Here is a 17,070-nt window from a genome sequence, read left to right as displayed (position 1 = left end):
TTCGCAAGTATGCAAAACCCGGATGAATCTTATTTCAAAAAAGAGGGACCACATCCAGTTATATAATCCATTGCGGTTCTATTGTTTTTATTTTTCAGTTTAACATCGGCACCTTTTGCAATGAGCAATCTGGCAATATCTTCTCTGCATTTTGAAACTGCATAATGCAACGGCGTCATTCCTCCGGGTTCCTGTAAATTTACATATGCACCTTTTGCAAGCAACAACTCAACAATAGCCATGTTATTCTGACGTACTGCTTCATGTAATGGCGATGTTCCAAAATTACTTACGTTTACATTGGCCCCCTTTTCAATCAACAGAATAACGACATCCTTGTTATTTCGAGTTACTGCAGCTTCTAATGGCGTATGTCCTCCATCAGTTTCCGCGTTCACATGGGCGCCCTTTTCAATCAATATATCAGCAATTTCTCTTTTATTATTGTATGCGGCATAATACAATGGCGTAGCTCCAGAGTAGTCCTTTGCGTTAATTTCAGCACCTTTGGCAATCAGCAGATGAACAATATCCTTGTTATCCTGAAATGCGGCATAATGCAATGGTGTCTGTAATGCTTCACCATCTTTTGCATTCACATCGGCACCTTTTATCAGCAACAGCTCAACCACGTCATTGTTACTTTGGGTTACCGCATAGTGCAATGTCATCTTGCCAATGCGATTTTCCCCGTGGCTACAAGCTATTAAGATGGTAAGACAAATGATCCATACGCTCATGCCGAAGGTTGTCTTCACGGAACGACCTACCTTTTATTATTGACAGGAACTTGCTTTTTTAATAGAGAAGTATAGAGAAATCGTTACTGTTTGTCAATAAAACTGTCCACAATATGTGGAGATGGACGTGGGTGATCGCCATTGATTTCCAATTGAAAGAATGTAGCCGCATCAAATTCAGCTTATGCTTGATTTCAGGAAGATATACTCAAATATTGTAGGTACAAAAAAGAGCTGCGCGGTCGTTGTAGCTTTCATCCCGAAGTCAATAAGCTGCTCCGATAACCAAATGTGAACAGTTGTATTTGCTATCAGTAAGACTGGTCTTGATCAAATATTAATATAGCCAAGCTCTTGTGAACCTACTAATCTTGACAGCCGATATATTACGAAAAGTAAAAAATATTGGCGATGACCCTTCATGAGCCACCATGTGTGACGTTTTCTTAGCGTCACTGATTCACTTCGATATTGATAGAGGGATTTTGGGACACGTTTCGGCAGGTGACGCTGAAGGGATGCGGAATGGCAGGTAACGGAAATGAACAGGGATATGTGGCGCCAGTAATGGATATAGCGACCGCCCCTGATGGGTTAATGGTTCAATTCATGAATTCTTTGGGGCTGTATCATGCGATGATGAAACGAGATTTCTAAAAAAGCCGCTTTTGGGGCTTTCGTAACAGCTTTTCATTTATTGACAGCGCCGGGAGATCCTAAGGATTTCTCTGTGGGAGAACGACTTTCCTCCATGAGAGGCTTCGTAAACCCCTGGCGGTCTTTGTAGTAGGCAGAAACGATACGCCACCGATTCTGTCTTTTTTGCAGATACACGGAAACTTCTGTTATCTGTTTGCTTTTTCCAATGACGTCAAAGGTGAACATGGCATTCTCTTCGCGGCCGATGGGAGGCATTTCTATAGGGAACCACGGATCGCATTTGTCCACCTCTCCGATCTCAGCCTTGATTGCCTGATTCTGGCGGATGAAAGACTCTGAGAGTTTGTAAGGTTCAGAATTCATCACATAATAAACAATGCCGTAGATAACGAAGATCACCGTAAGGATAACGGCAGCAACGACGGGCCACGATGAACCGCCACGGGGACGAGTGGGTTCATATTTTGTTTGGGATTCCTTACCCGTTTGAGAGGGAAAGACCACAGGAGGTGAAGATTTTGACGTCTTATTCATTGTGATGCATCCTCAATCAGCGCCTTCAAAAATCTGACAAAACCTACAAAATCTGGGGACAAATCCGGGGATACCATACCAGTTAATTTGCCAATATCTATTTATCCCATATCTTTTTTGCTGAATATGACTTGCTGTACGTAACAAAATGATGATTGACAGTTGATAGTCATAAGGTCATTATCTGTTTGTTTTTCCTGTCTTCAATGCACCGAATACCTAATCACGAAACTGAGAGGTGCATCGTTCATAATTAAAAACTTTCTTACCATCTCTCTTGACGCATTTGATAGTCTCAATTTCCGAAAGATTTCCGGCCATTTCGAGTCAGGGATTAATCGGACATCCCGATTGGGACAGAAACTTGCATCATAAATCTCAAAAGACTTTTCGTTCATCAGGAGGATCTCAGCAACCCGGGTATGCTCACGATACGCCGAGCAATCAGCGTCCGTACCACCAAAGGAAAAAGGATAGAGCCGGCAAACGTCGGGACGGAGGGGGTGTTTATAAATCCTGCAGAGTTTTTCATCGTTGAGGAATATGCAGGTCTCCGGCTTGCCTCGTAGTCTTTTCAGGTAAACTTCTGTATGACGGCTAATCAAATCTTCTGGTGACCATTTTAAATACCGGGAAATGGTCACTAAATCTTCCGCCGGCATCCTCGGGATGTAGGTCATGCAGCAAGTACCGCATTTCCGGCAAATAAACGGAACAACAATGTCATTTCCGGGCAGCTCAATTTTCGTGAAGAGCACACCTCTCGCGGTGATCATATCCCTCTTCAAAAGTTTTTTTAAAAACATATGCAGCAATCCCTAGGGAGAAATCTTATAACGTACTGTGAGAATTGAGGAAAGAAGTGAGATTATATTTTCTAAATGTGAATAGAGGAGATATGTTACAGCTTTTACACTAGGTCAATTTCAATATAAACACAATGCTAATTATTTATAAGGATTCCATCAGGATAATACTTACATTTTGAATGAGATAAGAGGAGGGGGATTGAGTCTTTATACTGACGTTTTCCTGGTGAGGGTCAGGAAGACGCCGGAGAGCAGAAGATAGGCCAGGGCAATGGTGTAATGAGCCTGGGATGCAACCCCCCAGGGCAGGTAGACCTCTCCCGTGGGCAGCACTGAATGGATGAAACCAAATAGGGTTAACAGGGCGCAGGTGAAGGTGCACAGAAAGGCGAGCCGCGGCTTACGGTCGATCAAAAAGGCCAGCATGCTTCCCCACAGCAGAGCGGTGAGGATAAAGCCGTTGCTGAGCACGGTAAGGGACTGATGCATTACCTGTAAACGCGGCGGGAGCATGTCGGGCGTGATGGCCATAGCGCTCAGGAACTGGCCGAGAATGATGATCACGAGGTTAGCGATAACCGGCATAAAGCTCAGGCTCACGGCGGGCGAATGGGCTTCGGGCGCCTCTTTATAGGCCTGATGGACAATTTCAAAACCGATAAAGATAAAAATGGGAGCCAGCACGGCTCTGGGGATGAGGCCCACGATCAGGGAAAGTAAGCCGATCACTGAAGCGATGCCGATAAAGAGGGCGGTTAAGAGCGTGTACCAGTAGGTGGCGCCCATCTTCTTGTACGCCGGGTGGCCGATGTAGGGTGTGGTCTGTGCAACGCCGCCGAAGAATGCGGCAATCAAAGAGGTGAACGCCTCGGTCAACAGGATATCCCTCGTTCGATATTTATCGCCTGCAAGACGCGCGCTCTCGGTATTGTTGATCCCCCCGATGATGGTCATGATGCCGAAGGGGATGGCAATAGGAAGGTACTGGATACTCTGCGGCAGGGTTTTAAGGAAGTCGACGGAAAAAACCGGTATACACAGGGACATCTCAAAGGATGGTGCTTTGAACTCCGGGATGTATCCACTATAACCCAGGATAAAATGGATAGCTGTGCCCAAAAGCAGCGCGATCAGCACACCGGGGATGCGACCGGGAAACTGCATCTTGCCTAAGAGGACGGCAAAGATAATCCCCAGGGCCACCATGCCCACGACGACCTCGTTGAATATCTCGATAAGCGGCAAAAAACCGAGCAGTAAAAGCCCCACACCGGCAAGTGACCCCAGGAGCCCGGCTGTGGGTATGATGCGCTGCAGCCATCCGCCGAAAAAAGAGGTTATGACCTTAACGATACCGATCATAAAGAGGGTGGCAATGCCGATGTGCCAGGTAAGTTCCGCGTCATGTGTGGCAATATAGGCGGGTCCGAGCACGGCATAGACAAGGCCGAGGGAAGAAGGAGTATCGAGACCCAGCGGCATGGCGGTGACGTCGTTCCGGCCCGTTTTCTTTCGCAGACGGATGGCCATATAAGTATATACGAGATCGCCAAAGAAAACCCCGATGGCCGTACCCGGGATCATGCGTGTCATTATGATATCCGCGGGATAGTTGAATGTGAGCATAAGGATGGAGCTCATAAAAATAAGAACCCCGAGGTTATCGAGAAAAAGGGCCAGAAAAGCGGTGGTTTCCCCCCAAAACCTGTTCTGATTAAATGTGCTCACTCGCTTCATCACAGCATCATTCCGTATCAAATCCTGGTATTAGACCTTTGAATTTCTAATTGAATCCTTCCTTCGTCATTCCGGGCTTGACCCGGAATCCAGTCATGATTTCGTGGTTCCCCGCTTTCGCGAGGACGGCGTCTGGATTCCGGCTTCCGCCGGAATGACGTGAGGAGTGTGTTTTTCAAAGGTCACGGTATTTCAGCCAAAGAAAACGATTTGATTAGACCTTGCTTTTATGTTTTGGAAATATAATTAAAACTATCTTATTTTACAACGGAAATTTGACGATACAACATTATAGTAATCGGTAAGTCGTCTGCTATGCTTGCCAAGAGGTCATTTTTATGAAATTATCCTTATTAAGCTTATAATACCTTGATATTGCAATATTATGATATTATACTACAAATACAGGAGGTGACAAGTATGACAAAAAGTGCCACAACAATTAGAATACCTGATGAACAGTTGAAACTCATACGGGCGATTGCTGGTTATGAAAACCGATCTCTGGCCGACATATTTACGGAGATGGCCGAAGAGTACATCGCAAGGCATCGGGAAACGCTCGAACTTTTAAGAATACCAGGCTTTGTCGATGAATGCATATCAGGTCTCGAAGAGATAGCTGCCGGCGGGGGAAAGCAACTCAATGAACTGGACAGTTAAGGTATCATCAAAGGCCGAGCATTATTTCAATAAGTTAGATCGGGTTTTAAAAGAGCGAGTCAAAAAGGAATTATTAAAGCTATCCGGGTATGAAAATCCTCTGTCTCATGAAAACGTAAAACCTCTTACCGGCGATCTCCACGGATTTTACAGGCTGAGAATCGGTAACTATCGCATCATTTTTGCCCTCATCAAGGAAACAAAAATCATCGGCGTGGTCAATATCGCACCGCGTGGGGATGCTTACTGAAGTCCGTGCAATACATCTTTTGCTGATGTGTGGCGGAAAATCTAAAAATCCGGGAATCACTTCATCCGGCTGAACAGGGCGCTTCCCGCCAGTACCATCAGTACCGCAAAGAAGGAGATGACGCTGAGGTCGGCGTAGAGAGGGAAGGTGTTCAGCCCGAGCAAGGCGCCCCTGACTCCGTCGACGGTATAGGTCAGCGGGTTCAGCTTTACTACCCCATGAAGCCAGGCAGGGAGCCGATCGTTGACGGGGAAGAGCGCTCCGGACAGGAAGAAGAGCGGGAAGACGACGAATGTCGCTATGACCTGAAAGCCCTCAAGGCTCTCGAAAAGGGAGCCGAGGGCGAGGCCCATTGAGACCATCGCTATAGAAGTTATGGAAAGTATCAGGAGGGCCAAGGGGATGCCCCAGGGGTTAATGGAAGGGAACAGGAATGAGAACAGGAAGAGTATGAGCACCTGGATGGTGACATCGGTACAGCCGCCGAGCACCTTCCCGAAGAATATGCTGATGCGCGATACCGGCGCTACCAGCACAGCCTTGAGGACGTCAAGCTTCCGGTCCCAGACAATGTAGAGGCCGAAGAAGACCGACCCGAAAAGCACCGACATAGACAGTATCCCCGGGTATATGTAGTCCTGGTAGTTGACTTCGCCGATGCTGATGCTGGCGCCAACGCCGCTGCCGAAGAGGAAGAGCCACATGAGGGGCTGAACGATACTGGAGACCACCCGGCTTTTTTCACGCTGGAAAACCTTCATTTCACGCCACCAGATGGCATAAACACCGAGAAGCTCTTTCCGGAAACGTCCGTCTTTCATGCCTCATTGCCCCCTCTGGCGGTACCGTGCCACGGAATCCACCCAACTGCCGGAATCCTCCGTGTCCTCTTCGCGTATATCCCGCCCCGTAAGCTTGATGAACACGTCGTTGAGTGTGGGCGCCCTTGTCTCTACGCACTCGACGTTCGGGACCTTCGAGAGGAGATCGGGCAGATGGATATGGGCCTCTTTCATGGTTATCTCAACCAGGCCATCGTTCAGCTTTACCTCCGAGACATAGGGGAGGGCGCGTATCCTGTCAAGGGGCGGATCTTTTACCTGAATAACAACCATATACCCGCCCATCGATTTTTTGAGGTCCTCCGGGGCGCCAAGGGCAATTATCTGGCCGCGGTCAATGACGCCCACCCGGTTGCAGACCTGTTCCGCCTCCTCCATGTAATGGGTGGTGAGCACAATGGTGGTCTGCTCGTTTTGGGCCATCTTCTTGATGTAGTCCCACGTGCGCGCCCGTGTCTGAGGGTCGAGGCCCAGTGTCGGCTCGTCGAGGAAGAGAACCGCAGGCCGGTGCAAAAGGCCACGGGCCAGTTCGAGCCGCCGCCGCATACCGCCTGAGTAGGTACGTGTGATGTCGTTAGCGCGATCCTTCAGATCGACGAGCGCCAGCATCTCATTTATCCTTTTTCCTCGAACATCGGAAGGGATGCCGTAGAGACGCGCGTGGAGTTGGAGGTTCTCACGCCCGGTGAGCAGGGTATCTATGGTGGGATCCTGGAAGACAATGCCCACCTTGCGCCTCACCGCCGCCGGTTCTTTCACTATGTCGTGACCGGCAATTGAGGCGCTACCCGAACTCGGACGGATAATGGTGCAGAGCATCCCGATAGTAGTGGTCTTACCCGCCCCGTTGGGGCCGAGCAGGCCGAATATTTCGCCCCTTTCTATGTTCAGGTCGATTCCCCGAACGGCTTGTATCCTGCCGTAAGTTTTCGCAAGGGAACGGGTCTCTATGATGGCCATATTTGATAAGAATTCCTTTTGGGCTGGTCAAATATAGAAAATAAGGTTCTTGTACGTCAAGAAGAAAGGAGCGTAAGATGTTGTTTATACCGTACGGCGGTTGAGGAGGGTGAGACTATATTTTTTCAAACAAAGCCTGAAGCTCCTTGATCAGAGCGATCTCCATTTCGATGAAGAGATCGTCGGTGAGAGTGAATTCGACTTCGTAATAAGTCTGGTATTCAACGGCACTGGTGGCATGCTCGACAACCTGGGTGATGGCGATGTCCTTGAGGCCTTCGAAGTCTTTGGTACGGGAAATATCCGTCTTACGGAGGATCAGACGCATAGCCCTTTTGGCATCCTCGACGGTCTTGAGAATGATATCGATCCCCTCAAATTTTTTTATGGCCTTGATGATCTTTTCGTCCCGTACTCTTATTCTCATGATCTCTCCTTAATCAAGTGTAACATTTCTTCTTCGTGCAGCGTACTTAGTTTCACTAGGAGTGTATTAAATTTGGAGCGGCTTGTCAATATTTTCTCCTTGGGAGGCGCTCTACGGAATTGATTACTGAACAATGATAATCCCCGCCAGGGTACCTTTGGGAATGTCTTCCGGCTTGGCGTTGCTGCCGATCGGGTAGATTTCCCACCCTGATGCAGCGGCCATTTTATACACATCTATACCTACGGCTTCCATTGAAGGTCGGGAACGGAGGGAGATTCTGCATCGCTTGCCCTCCATCGCCTGACAGCGTTCATGTTGGCTGCAGAATGTGTGACGGCAAGAGCCGGCGGCAAATCCGAAGGCAAGGTAGTGGCCATCGTAAAAGGCCATGGACTCGATCTCACTTACGATATTAAATATTGACTGATACGCTGCTTCTCTTTCTTTGATTGTTGCCCTGTCTCTTACAATGACATCGGGTGGAACATCAATAATGAAAAAAACAGCACTCTGGTATCCTTTCAGTATTTTACGGAGCTCTGCCGGATTCAGCGTGTTTGGCGGGCAGTGTGCACAGGCGCCGTATCCGAAACACCGGGGAATCTGGCATTTCAAAACGATTCTTTCATCCACGGGAATCTCCCGGACTCTTACAATTGCAGCCTTCGTGGCCCCTAATTCCAGGGCTTTTGTTCTATACCTCTCAAGATCCTCCGGCAGTCGGGCCGCATTCATGTCGATGGTTATCTTATCCACTCTTTTCCCATGCATAGTATTCTCCTTCCAGATGTTTAATCGATTTTCGACAAGAATTCCCCATGTGTCTATAAAGTATAGAGAAGCGGGTTGTGTATGTCAATATTATTTCAATGCGAGATCAACAACAAATATACTTGTATATATTGTAAAATAATGACAGGAATGATATGTTTATAAGAACTGATAGTGGAAGATTGCCAATATACCTGAGTTCAAGGGGTATTTCCGGCTGCATTTCCGCCCGCGCGGAAATGATTCCGGTACCGCAATGGAAAATATAAATAGATAAAGATAGGTTATATGACAACCGAGCTGACATACGTAGTCATCACGCCATACAGTCTCATCAAATCCCGGACGGGGAATATCATTGCGCGGCTTATGTCATTCTCAGGCTGCGATCTGGTCGGCGTCCGGATGATGCGACCGTCGGATGAGTTTGTCGATGAATACATCAAACGTGTTAAAAGTCTGTGCATTGATCCACGAGTAGAAAAAGCACTCGTCGATTACATCGATCAAAACCTCCGCAGTGAAAATATCCTCGGTCAGCCGAACCGGTGCCTGTTCCTTATGTTTGAAGGTGAGAATGCCGTGGAAAGGATCTATGATATTGTCGGCAAGCTTACGACGGAAGCGGAATCGGAAGCAAGCAGGGGAACCATTCGAGGCACATACTGTGATTACATCACCACACCCGATGGAACTGTCCGATACTTCGAACCGGCAGTACTGGTGCCGACGAATCCGGAATATGCGAGAAATAATTTGGAACTATTCGCCCGGCTTGGATTTAATGACTCCGGCATCTATGAAGAGTGTGCTGAAGGTGAGACGACAATGGTCATTTTGAAGCCGGACAATTTTTTCAAGCATACAGTCCGCCCCGGGAACATGATCGACATGTTTGCAAAAACAGGCCTCCGGGTCGTTGGCGCACGCATGATCCGGATGAGTGCCGCACAAGGTGAGGATTTCTACGGATTCCTGCGAGATATGTTCAGGAGAAAACTCAAGTACCGGGTTGCGGAAAAAATCAAGGAAGGAATAGAACAATCTTTTGATTTTGAGATAACCGCTGAAGAATACAATGCCATGGCCGAAATAATCGCCGAAATGAATGCTGCGTATAAATTTTCACAAATTGTGAAGTATATGACAGGCGTTGATCCGGGCACAGTGTCGCCGGATGAACGTAACAAACCCGGCACACACCGGGCACTGGCGCTTCTGTATCGTGGATATAGCGCGGTAGGGAAAATCCGCGAGCGCTTGGGTGAATCAGATCCGGCAAAGGCTGCGCACGGTACGGTTCGTTCAGATTTCGGGCAGAACATTTTACAGAACGCCGCACACGCATCCGATTCTGTCCAAAGAGCTATCTATGAACGAAAGATAATCGGCCTCTATGAAAACGCAGGTGACGATTGCGCACAAATTATTATGGACCGGCTAAAAAGATAGTTTTCGTGGTATTTAGTTTAAATTAAGTTTGTTTTTCCCGATAGCACTGGGGTTGCATGAAGGAGTAACAGTATGAGTAAACGAAATGTACAAGACGCTAAGCAATGGGTGGAAAAGGCTGTAGCTTTTTATAAAGCTTCAGGTAAAAGAATCGCACTGGCTGAATATACGAATCCTAATGGACAGTTTGTTCTCGATGAAATGTATATTTATGCGTTAAATCCCAGAGGAACCATGCTTGCACATGGAGTCAATGAAAATTTTGTTGGGGAAGAATTCATTGATATAAAGGATTATGACGGTAAGATTTTTATCAAAGAAATCGTCGATATCGCAAATAAAGAAGGCAGCGGCTGGGTCACGTACAAATGGTACAACCCGGTAACCAAAGAGGTGCTGCCGAAGAACGTATATTTTAGGAAAGTAGAGGACCTGATTATTTGCAGCGGCGTCTATGAGGAATAAATGAGGGTCATACCCGCATTTATGTTGATCAGCCTTGTGGGGCGATCATTGCCGGAGTTGACTTGTCCGGAGTCTTACCTGAAATAGTATCATAAAAGGCCCGAATCTTCGCCATATCGGACTCAATGTTTCCGGTTGGAATAAGCGTCGGGCCGATACCACCCACCTTTCGCATATAATCAAGGAAACCCAGTACAATAGGAACATTGGCGCCATTGGCAATGTGATAGAATCCTGTCTTCCAGTATGTGACTTTCTTTCGTGTCCCCTCGGGAGCGAGCATCATAGCCATTTTTGCTTTTTTTTGAATGCGTGGATTGTTTGCGCAACCACATCACCGGATTTCGTGCGGTTGACGGGAATGCCGCCAAGCCATTTGAAAAAGGTACCAAAAGGCCATCGAAAAATAGCTTCCTTTCCCAGCCAGTTCAGCCGCATCTTGAATGCAAAGACTATGGCAAGTGTGATTGGGAAATCCCAGTTTGATGTATGGGGTGCGGCTATCATGACATATTTTGGTATCTCCGGCAGTCGGCCTGATCTGCGCCATCCGAATATTTTTAAAACAAGTAGTGAAAGGCCCTGGAGCAGGTTTCTTAAAAGGGGGATGTCGAAGATGGTATAATGCATAAGAATATTGAATCTTTTTTCTATCGTCTAATATTTTAAAGGCTTCGCTTAATTCTATTTTTTACTTTGTTCCAGGATTTTGTGATGAGAAAGCTTTCCTCCATGTTATCCACCATGCGGACGAATTTAGGCCAGGGGATAGCAAAGGTAAGCAGCCCGGCAGGAACGAACGGCCGGGCAGAGACATCGAACATACCTAAAACCGCACGAGGCCGCCCGGATTGAAGTTCTTTGTAGGGATAATCGACGATAGAGGCACAGCCCGCGCAGAAGGGTACAATAACACCGTGAGGTTGCGGTTCATCGAAACTTGCGAGTGTGAAAAGACCGGAAAGGACATCGGGAGGAGCAAAGAAAACGATCACTGACGGTTTATCACCTTCCTGCATGTTGTCCCATCTTTTGAACATAATATATTCGGAAGGCGCTTTGAATGGTGTCTGGTGTTTCATGTGTTCTTTGACGAGTTCCGGTGATTTCTTATATCTTTCTCCCTCCAGCATACCGGGAATGCCGTAGGAAAGGAAATATTCAAAATTAGGCATCAACTTGTCATCAAAACCCAGGTATCGCTTTCCACCACTACAGCCAGTGGATTGCACGTCAAAGCATAAATTCTTGCCATTGCGGACTTTAGCCAAATCACCGATGATGCACCGATGACCCTTCGGGGGTTTTAGCATGGATTTTGGGTCTTTAATATCAGTGTAATAAAATCCGATGGGCAAATCTGCACCGGGGAAAGAGTTATTCCAGTTTCTTATGAATCGCTCTTTGAATTCAGTATCCATGGCGGTCCTCAACAATTATGATAATGCGTTTTTGATTTCCTTAACATAGGATGATGTTATCTGAATCAGATTATCATTACCATAATTTTTTTCAACAAGATGAACAAAGGCACTGCCGACGACAATGCCGTCCGCGCAGGAAGCGATTTCTGCGGCCTGATCCGGCGTTGATATACCGAAGCCGATAACGAGGGGCAGGGCGGTTGTCTTTCGAATACGTTCTGCGTCAGTTCTAATATTTTCAATGAGAGGCTTTGCTGTTCCGGTTACTCCGGTGATGGAGATATAGTAAAGAAATCCTGTCGCATTTTTTGAAATATTTTTCAAACGATAGTCGTTGGTCGTCGGGGCAATGAGAGAAATGAAATCAATCCCTGCACGGTCTGTATATTGCCTGAGTTCACGCGATTCCTCCGGCGGGAGATCGACGACGAGAATCCCGTCCACCCCTGCCTTTTTTGCCCTGATGGCAAATCGTTCATTTCCATATGAAAAAATGGGATTGTAGTAACCGAACAGGACGATAGGAATCTCGCATATGTTTCGCAAAGATTCAATCATATCAAGAATGCCTGAAAGTGTTACTCCGTTCCGGAGGGCCCTCTGTGAAGCTGCCTGAATGATCGGGCCATCTGCCGTAGGATCTGAAAAAGGAACCCCGATTTCAATAATATCAACCCCTGCCTCCTGTAAGCTGAGGATGAGACGGCGGGTTGTTTCCAGGTCGGGATCTCCTGCCGTGAGGTATACGACTAATGCTTTCTGCCCTTTTTGCTTAAGGTCACTGAATATTTTTTCAATTCTGTCAGTCATCAAAGATTCTCCATTCTTTGGGTGATTGTTTCAGCATCTTTATCGCCCCTTCCGGAGAGGTTGACAATGATAATCTTGTCCTTATCCAGGGAAGGGGCAATTTTCATGGTATAAGCTACTGCATGGGCACTTTCCATGGCAGGGATGATCCCCTCCAATTTGGAAAGGAGAATAAAAGCCTGGACAGCTTCTTCGTCCTCGATACTTACGTACGTTACTCTGCCTGTGTCCTTGAAATAACTATGTTCCGGGCCGACTCCAGGGTAGTCGAGTCCGGCCGCAATGGAATAGGCGTCATGAACCTGACCATTTTTATCCTGGAGAAGATAGGTCTTATTGCCGTGAAGAACGCCGACGCTTCCCGCAGAGATGCTCGCTGCGTGGCGACCTGTCATAATACCTTTTCCGGCAGCCTCGACGCCGATCATTTCAACGCCGGGGATGTCTTTAAAGGGATAAAATATTCCCATGGCATTACTCCCGCCGCCTATACAGGCAATCAGGATGTCAGGAAACCGCCCTTCTTTTTTTAGAATCTGTTTTTTTGTCTCTTTCCCGATTATACTCTGAAACTCCCTGACCATCATCGGATAGGGATGGGGTCCTGCCGTTGTACCGATGACGTAAAAAGTGTCTCTTACCCTTGATACCCAATGCCGCATCGCCTCATTCATGGCATCTTTGAGTGTTGCCGTTCCCGATGTCACAGGTACGACCTCGGCGCCGAGTATTTTCATACGAAAAACATTGGGAGCCTGACGTCTGATGTCCTCTTCACCCATGAAAATCCGGCATTCCATCCCGAACAGTGCCGCAACTGTGGCTATAGCAACTCCATGCTGGCCGGCTCCCGTTTCTGCAATGACTCTTTTTTTTCCCATACGTCTGGCAAGCAAGGCCTGCCCCAGCGTATTGTTTATTTTATGTGAACCTGTATGATTGAGATCTTCACGCTTCAGGTATATCCTTGCGCCTCCAAGTTTTTCTGAGAGACGCTTTGCATGATAGAGAGGGGTTGCCCTTCCCGCATATTCCTTAAGGTAATAGGTGAATTCTTCTCTGAAAGTCCTGTCTTTTTGTGAGGCCTTATAAGCCGCCTCAAGTTCAATGAGGGCGGGCATCAGGGTTTCCGCGACATAGCGGCCGCCGAAGATTCCGAAGTGTCCCTTTTTGTCGGGTAGTGTTTGCTGCATAATTTCTCCTTCTTACAAATTACCTTTCAATACCGATTAGAGACAGGCGGGACGCCTGTCCTACAGTTGAGTAGGTTGGGCGTCTAGCCCGACACTATATATTTTTAAGACCAATATGTATCACCTATGATTGCGACATTCTTGTAAATATCGTTACCGGACTTTTTCTCTCGATCGCATGAACCATCTTAATGATAGTTTTCATTTTATCCGGGTCTTTCTTCCCTGGTGAAACTTCAATACCGCTGTTGATATCAACGGCATGGGGTAAAACCGTATTCATTGCTTCGAGAATATTGTCGATATTCAATCCTCCGGAAAGAATAAGAGCGTGCATTTCTTTTAATTTCGCTGCCAGGTTCCAGTCGGATGTTTTTCCCGTACCACCATAACGTTCGGAATCTCGCGAATCTATCAGGATTGCCTTAACAGGATATTTATTTACACTATTCAGGTCTTCCTCACTCCGGGGCGAATATGCTTTTATCAGTAAAGATTCCGGGAACTGCCTGCAATACTCCGGTGATTCATCACCGTGAAGCTGAATAAGGTCGAGTCCGCAGTATTCAAATATATCCTTGACCTTTTGAATATCATGATTCACAAAGACACCAACCTTAATTATATCACGCGGAAGATTTTCTATGATGTGCCTTGCTGTTTCCGGGGTTACATACCGTGGTGTCTGCGGATAAAAAATGAATCCGAGGGCATCGGCTCCATAGGTGCAAGCATTAATTGCATCTTCACGATTGGTAATTCCACAAATCTTGATTTCCAGTGTTGATTTTCTATTCATTGCCGCGAAGCTCTTTCAACTTTAATCCGATATTTTGAGAACACATAAGGCTCTCGCCGATCAAGAAGGCATGAATCCCAGCCTTCATCAACATCTCGATATCTTCTCTTGTGTTAATGCCGCTTTCGCTTATGATAACTTTGTCTGCCGGTATATGTTGCGCGATATTAAAAGAAGTACTCAGGTCTGTAGAAAATGTTTTCAAATCCCTGTTGTTAATTCCGATAAGGGTAGCTCCGGCAATGAGGGCCTTATTCACTTCACCCCGGGAATGTACTTCAACGAGGGCAGAAAGGCCAAGAGATTCGGTCAGCCGAATGTATTCTCTCAACTGCTCCTCTTCAAGAATGCCTGCAATGAGGAGGAGGGCGTCACCATTAAGGCGCCGGGTTTCGTAGATCTGGTACGGGTCAATGATGAAGTCCTTTCTCAACAATGGAAGGCTGACGATATTCTTAATATCCGTGAGAAAGGATGTATCTCCACCAAAAAATTCCCTATCCGTGAGGACGGATATTGCTGCAGCTCCGTTTCCCTCATAGAGTGAAGCGATTTTAACAGGATCAAAATCTTCTCTGAGAATTCCCCTGGAGGGAGAGCGTCTTTTAACTTCGGCAATAATGGCACACGTTTTTCCACTAATCGCACCCCGGAAATCACGGGGGGAGGAAAGATATCGAATGGCCGCTTTCAATTCGGAAAGGGGCATGGTCCGATTCAAACGGGCGACTTCTTCTTTTTTTGCAATAATGATCTTATCAAGAATCATAAAGTAATCTTTAAACAAATATTATTCTGTCACCCTCACCTTAATCCTCTACCCTGAAGGGCACGCGTCCCATCAAGGGAGAGGAACTCTCTTTTCCCTCCCCTGGTGGGAGGGATGAAAGGGAGGGGGTATTTTCGTAGTAACGACAACGTATCGAATCAACTATTACTCACCTCAATCAGGGCTTGTAGTTTTTTGACGGCCGCTCCGCTGTCAATACATTCTGCTGCTATCGCAATCCCCTCTTTGATTGTTTTTGCCTTTTCACCGGCCACAATTGCCAAGGCGGAATTGAGAACGACAATATTTCGACAGGCGCCGCTTTTGCCGGTTAATACGTCCTTTGTGATCTGAGCATTAAGCGAAGCATCACCACCGACAAGCGTGTCAACCGGAAACATTTCACCAAAGAGATCAACGGGGTCAATATTATACGTCATGATATTCCCATCTTTCAATTCTGTTACACGCGTCTCACCGGTAACCGTCGCTTCATCGAGACCGTCAGAACCATGAACCACAAAGGCCCTCTTTGTGCCGAGATTTCTGAGCACACCTGCAAACATCTCCGTTAACTGCGGATTATACACCCCGATAAGCTGGGACGTGGCCCCGGCGGGATTTGTCAGCGGGCCCAACATGTTGAATATTGTCCTGATTCCGATCTCTCTTCGCGGACCGATAGCATACTTCATTGCTCCATGAAGTTTAGGCGCAAAAAGAAAGCCGATGCCGATCTGATGAATGCATTCTTCTACAATCTCCGGTGGCGCGCTGATATTTACGCCTAATGCCTCCAGGACATCTGCGCTTCCACAGCTGCTGGAAACGGCTCGGTTTCCATGTTTAGCGACGACAATGCCCGCAGCAGCCACGACAAAAGCGCTCGTTGTGGATATATTAAAAGTCTTCATTCCATCACCGCCGGTGCCACAGGTATCAACGATAATTGAAGAACGAGCATCAATTCTTGTCGCTTTTTTCCTCATGATACGGGCTGCGCCGGTAACTTCATCAACCGTTTCACCTTTGATCCTGAGTGCGGTTATGAAAGCGGCGATCTGCGCGGGCGTCGCCTTTCCCTCCATAACTTCATCCATGACTTCCATCATTGCTGTTTCATTGAGATCTTCGTGATCTACTACCTTTGCAATTGCCTCTTTTATCATTGTAGCATCTCCTTTTTTATAATCATTTCTAAATAATTTTTTATAATTCTCTTGCCATGCGGTGTCAGGATCGATTCAGGATGGAACTGTATTCCTTCCACCGGGTATTCACGATGCCGTATGCCCATGATTTCTCCTTCCTCGGTTTCAGCACTTATCTCAAGACAGGATGGAAGGGAAGTCCTCTCCACAAGGAGGGAATGATAACGTCCTGCAGTGAAAGGATTAGGGAGACCTTTAAAGATCGTTTTTCCGTCATTGATGATCGGGGAGGTTTTACCATGCATGAGCCTGCCGGCTCTTACTACGTTACCGCCGAAGGCATAACCGATGGCCTGATGCCCCAGGCAGACCCCCATGAGGGGTACGGATTTATGAAATTCTCTGATGACATCAACAGTGATTCCCGCTTCCTTTGGCGTGCACGGACCGGGTGATAAAAATATTGCATCGGGTGCGAGTTTCCCGATTTCATCGAGAGTTATCTCGTCATTCCGATAAACCGTAACATCCTGGCCCAACTGGCCCAGATACTGAACGAGGTTGTAGGTAAAGGAATCGTAATTATCGATCATTAAGATCATAGTTTCCTC

At 47.0% G+C, this 17,070-nt stretch carries 20 protein-coding genes and 1 pseudogene; 5 read left to right on the top strand and 16 right to left on the bottom strand.

Annotated elements, in window-relative coordinates; translation table 11 throughout:
- Positions 1 to 29: 29 nt before the first annotated feature.
- Positions 30 to 758 (bottom strand): ankyrin repeat domain-containing protein, encoded by a 729-nt coding sequence (locus NTW12_08045; GenBank protein MCX5846293.1) that lies wholly within the window; start codon positions 756 to 758, stop codon positions 30 to 32.
- Positions 759 to 1,265: 507 nt separating this feature from the next.
- Between NTW12_08045 and NTW12_08040 the strand changes: the two genes are divergently transcribed.
- On the top strand, positions 1,266 to 1,397 hold the full coding sequence (locus NTW12_08040; GenBank protein ID MCX5846292.1) for a hypothetical protein: 132 nt from the start codon (positions 1,266 to 1,268) through the stop codon (positions 1,395 to 1,397).
- 33 nt (positions 1,398 to 1,430) lie between these two features.
- Here NTW12_08040 and NTW12_08035 read toward each other — a convergent pair whose 3' ends face one another.
- From NTW12_08035 to NTW12_08025, 3 genes are all read right to left on the bottom strand, one after another.
- On the bottom strand, positions 1,431 to 1,934 hold the full coding sequence (locus NTW12_08035) for a hypothetical protein (GenBank protein MCX5846291.1): 504 nt from the start codon (positions 1,932 to 1,934) through the stop codon (positions 1,431 to 1,433).
- 203 nt (positions 1,935 to 2,137) lie between these two features.
- The gene (locus tag NTW12_08030; protein ID MCX5846290.1) at positions 2,138 to 2,710 is read right to left on the bottom strand and encodes a YkgJ family cysteine cluster protein; all 573 of its coding nucleotides are present in this window, start codon (positions 2,708 to 2,710) and stop codon (positions 2,138 to 2,140) included.
- Between the two features lie 240 nt (positions 2,711 to 2,950).
- Positions 2,951 to 4,480 carry an MFS transporter gene (locus NTW12_08025; protein ID MCX5846289.1) on the bottom strand — a complete coding sequence of 510 codons (1,530 nt, stop codon included), beginning with the start codon at positions 4,478 to 4,480 and terminating at the stop codon, positions 2,951 to 2,953.
- Between the two features lie 420 nt (positions 4,481 to 4,900).
- Here NTW12_08025 and NTW12_08020 point away from each other — a divergent pair, with 420 nt between their 5' ends.
- Both NTW12_08020 and NTW12_08015 read left to right on the top strand, forming a co-directional pair.
- The gene (locus NTW12_08020) at positions 4,901 to 5,143 is read left to right on the top strand and encodes a hypothetical protein (GenBank protein ID MCX5846288.1); all 243 of its coding nucleotides are present in this window, start codon (positions 4,901 to 4,903) and stop codon (positions 5,141 to 5,143) included.
- A complete protein-coding gene (locus NTW12_08015; protein ID MCX5846287.1) occupies positions 5,127 to 5,393 on the top strand; it encodes a type II toxin-antitoxin system RelE/ParE family toxin in 267 nt (88 codons plus the stop codon). The genes NTW12_08020 and NTW12_08015 overlap by 17 nt, the downstream gene beginning before the upstream one ends.
- Before the next feature lie 56 nt (positions 5,394 to 5,449).
- Here NTW12_08015 and NTW12_08010 read toward each other — a convergent pair whose 3' ends face one another.
- From NTW12_08010 to NTW12_07995, 4 genes are all read right to left on the bottom strand, one after another.
- Positions 5,450 to 6,214, bottom strand: a complete 765-nt coding sequence (locus NTW12_08010) for an ABC transporter permease (protein ID MCX5846286.1) — start codon at positions 6,212 to 6,214, stop codon at positions 5,450 to 5,452.
- A gap of 3 nt (positions 6,215 to 6,217) precedes the next feature.
- A complete protein-coding gene (locus NTW12_08005; GenBank protein ID MCX5846285.1) occupies positions 6,218 to 7,195 on the bottom strand; it encodes an ATP-binding cassette domain-containing protein in 978 nt (325 codons plus the stop codon).
- Positions 7,196 to 7,310: 115 nt separating this feature from the next.
- Entirely contained in the window at positions 7,311 to 7,622 is a 312-nt protein-coding gene (locus NTW12_08000) for a hypothetical protein (protein MCX5846284.1), read from the bottom strand.
- Between the two features lie 123 nt (positions 7,623 to 7,745).
- Entirely contained in the window at positions 7,746 to 8,396 is a 651-nt protein-coding gene (locus NTW12_07995) for a DUF2284 domain-containing protein (GenBank protein ID MCX5846283.1), read from the bottom strand.
- A gap of 288 nt (positions 8,397 to 8,684) precedes the next feature.
- Between NTW12_07995 and NTW12_07990 the strand changes: the two genes are divergently transcribed.
- Together NTW12_07990 and NTW12_07985 are read left to right on the top strand one after the other, a co-directional pair.
- The gene (locus NTW12_07990) at positions 8,685 to 9,848 is read left to right on the top strand and encodes a nucleoside-diphosphate kinase (GenBank protein MCX5846282.1); all 1,164 of its coding nucleotides are present in this window, start codon (positions 8,685 to 8,687) and stop codon (positions 9,846 to 9,848) included.
- A gap of 72 nt (positions 9,849 to 9,920) precedes the next feature.
- Positions 9,921 to 10,313, top strand: coding sequence for a cache domain-containing protein (locus tag NTW12_07985; protein MCX5846281.1), 393 nt, complete (start codon positions 9,921 to 9,923; stop codon positions 10,311 to 10,313).
- A 28-nt stretch (positions 10,314 to 10,341) separates the two neighbouring features.
- On the opposite strand, the pseudogene NTW12_07980 reads toward NTW12_07985, so the two are convergent.
- The 8 genes and pseudogenes from NTW12_07980 to NTW12_07945 all read right to left on the bottom strand — a co-directional run bounded on the left by NTW12_07980 (position 10,342) and on the right by NTW12_07945 (position 17,061).
- Positions 10,342 to 10,943: pseudogene (locus NTW12_07980) on the bottom strand (lysophospholipid acyltransferase family protein).
- 35 nt (positions 10,944 to 10,978) lie between these two features.
- Positions 10,979 to 11,734: a DUF169 domain-containing protein gene (locus NTW12_07975; protein MCX5846280.1), complete on the bottom strand. Its 756-nt coding sequence runs from the start codon at positions 11,732 to 11,734 to the stop codon at positions 10,979 to 10,981.
- Between the two features lie 15 nt (positions 11,735 to 11,749).
- Complete coding sequence (gene trpA, locus NTW12_07970) at positions 11,750 to 12,547, bottom strand: tryptophan synthase subunit alpha (protein MCX5846279.1); 798 nt, start codon at positions 12,545 to 12,547, stop codon at positions 11,750 to 11,752.
- On the bottom strand, positions 12,547 to 13,740 hold the full coding sequence (trpB, locus tag NTW12_07965) for a tryptophan synthase subunit beta (GenBank protein MCX5846278.1): 1,194 nt from the start codon (positions 13,738 to 13,740) through the stop codon (positions 12,547 to 12,549). The genes trpA and trpB overlap by 1 nt, the downstream gene beginning before the upstream one ends.
- 124 nt (positions 13,741 to 13,864) lie before the next feature.
- The gene (locus NTW12_07960) at positions 13,865 to 14,539 is read right to left on the bottom strand and encodes a phosphoribosylanthranilate isomerase (protein MCX5846277.1); all 675 of its coding nucleotides are present in this window, start codon (positions 14,537 to 14,539) and stop codon (positions 13,865 to 13,867) included.
- Positions 14,532 to 15,308, bottom strand: a complete 777-nt coding sequence (trpC, locus tag NTW12_07955) for an indole-3-glycerol phosphate synthase TrpC (GenBank protein ID MCX5846276.1) — start codon at positions 15,306 to 15,308, stop codon at positions 14,532 to 14,534. Before trpC ends, NTW12_07960 begins: the two co-directional genes overlap by 8 nt.
- Before the next feature lie 158 nt (positions 15,309 to 15,466).
- Positions 15,467 to 16,477 carry an anthranilate phosphoribosyltransferase gene (trpD, locus tag NTW12_07950; GenBank protein MCX5846275.1) on the bottom strand — a complete coding sequence of 337 codons (1,011 nt, stop codon included), beginning with the start codon at positions 16,475 to 16,477 and terminating at the stop codon, positions 15,467 to 15,469.
- The gene (locus NTW12_07945; protein MCX5846274.1) at positions 16,474 to 17,061 is read right to left on the bottom strand and encodes an aminodeoxychorismate/anthranilate synthase component II; all 588 of its coding nucleotides are present in this window, start codon (positions 17,059 to 17,061) and stop codon (positions 16,474 to 16,476) included. Before NTW12_07945 ends, trpD begins: the two co-directional genes overlap by 4 nt.
- Positions 17,062 to 17,070 lie beyond the last annotated feature (9 nt).

It is taken from the genome of Deltaproteobacteria bacterium (assembly GCA_026388545.1).
Lineage (GTDB): Bacteria > Desulfobacterota > Syntrophia > Syntrophales > UBA2185 > JAPLJS01.
The sequence above is the reverse complement of the archived record's forward strand: the minus strand, read 5'-3'. Positions and strand labels throughout refer to the sequence as shown.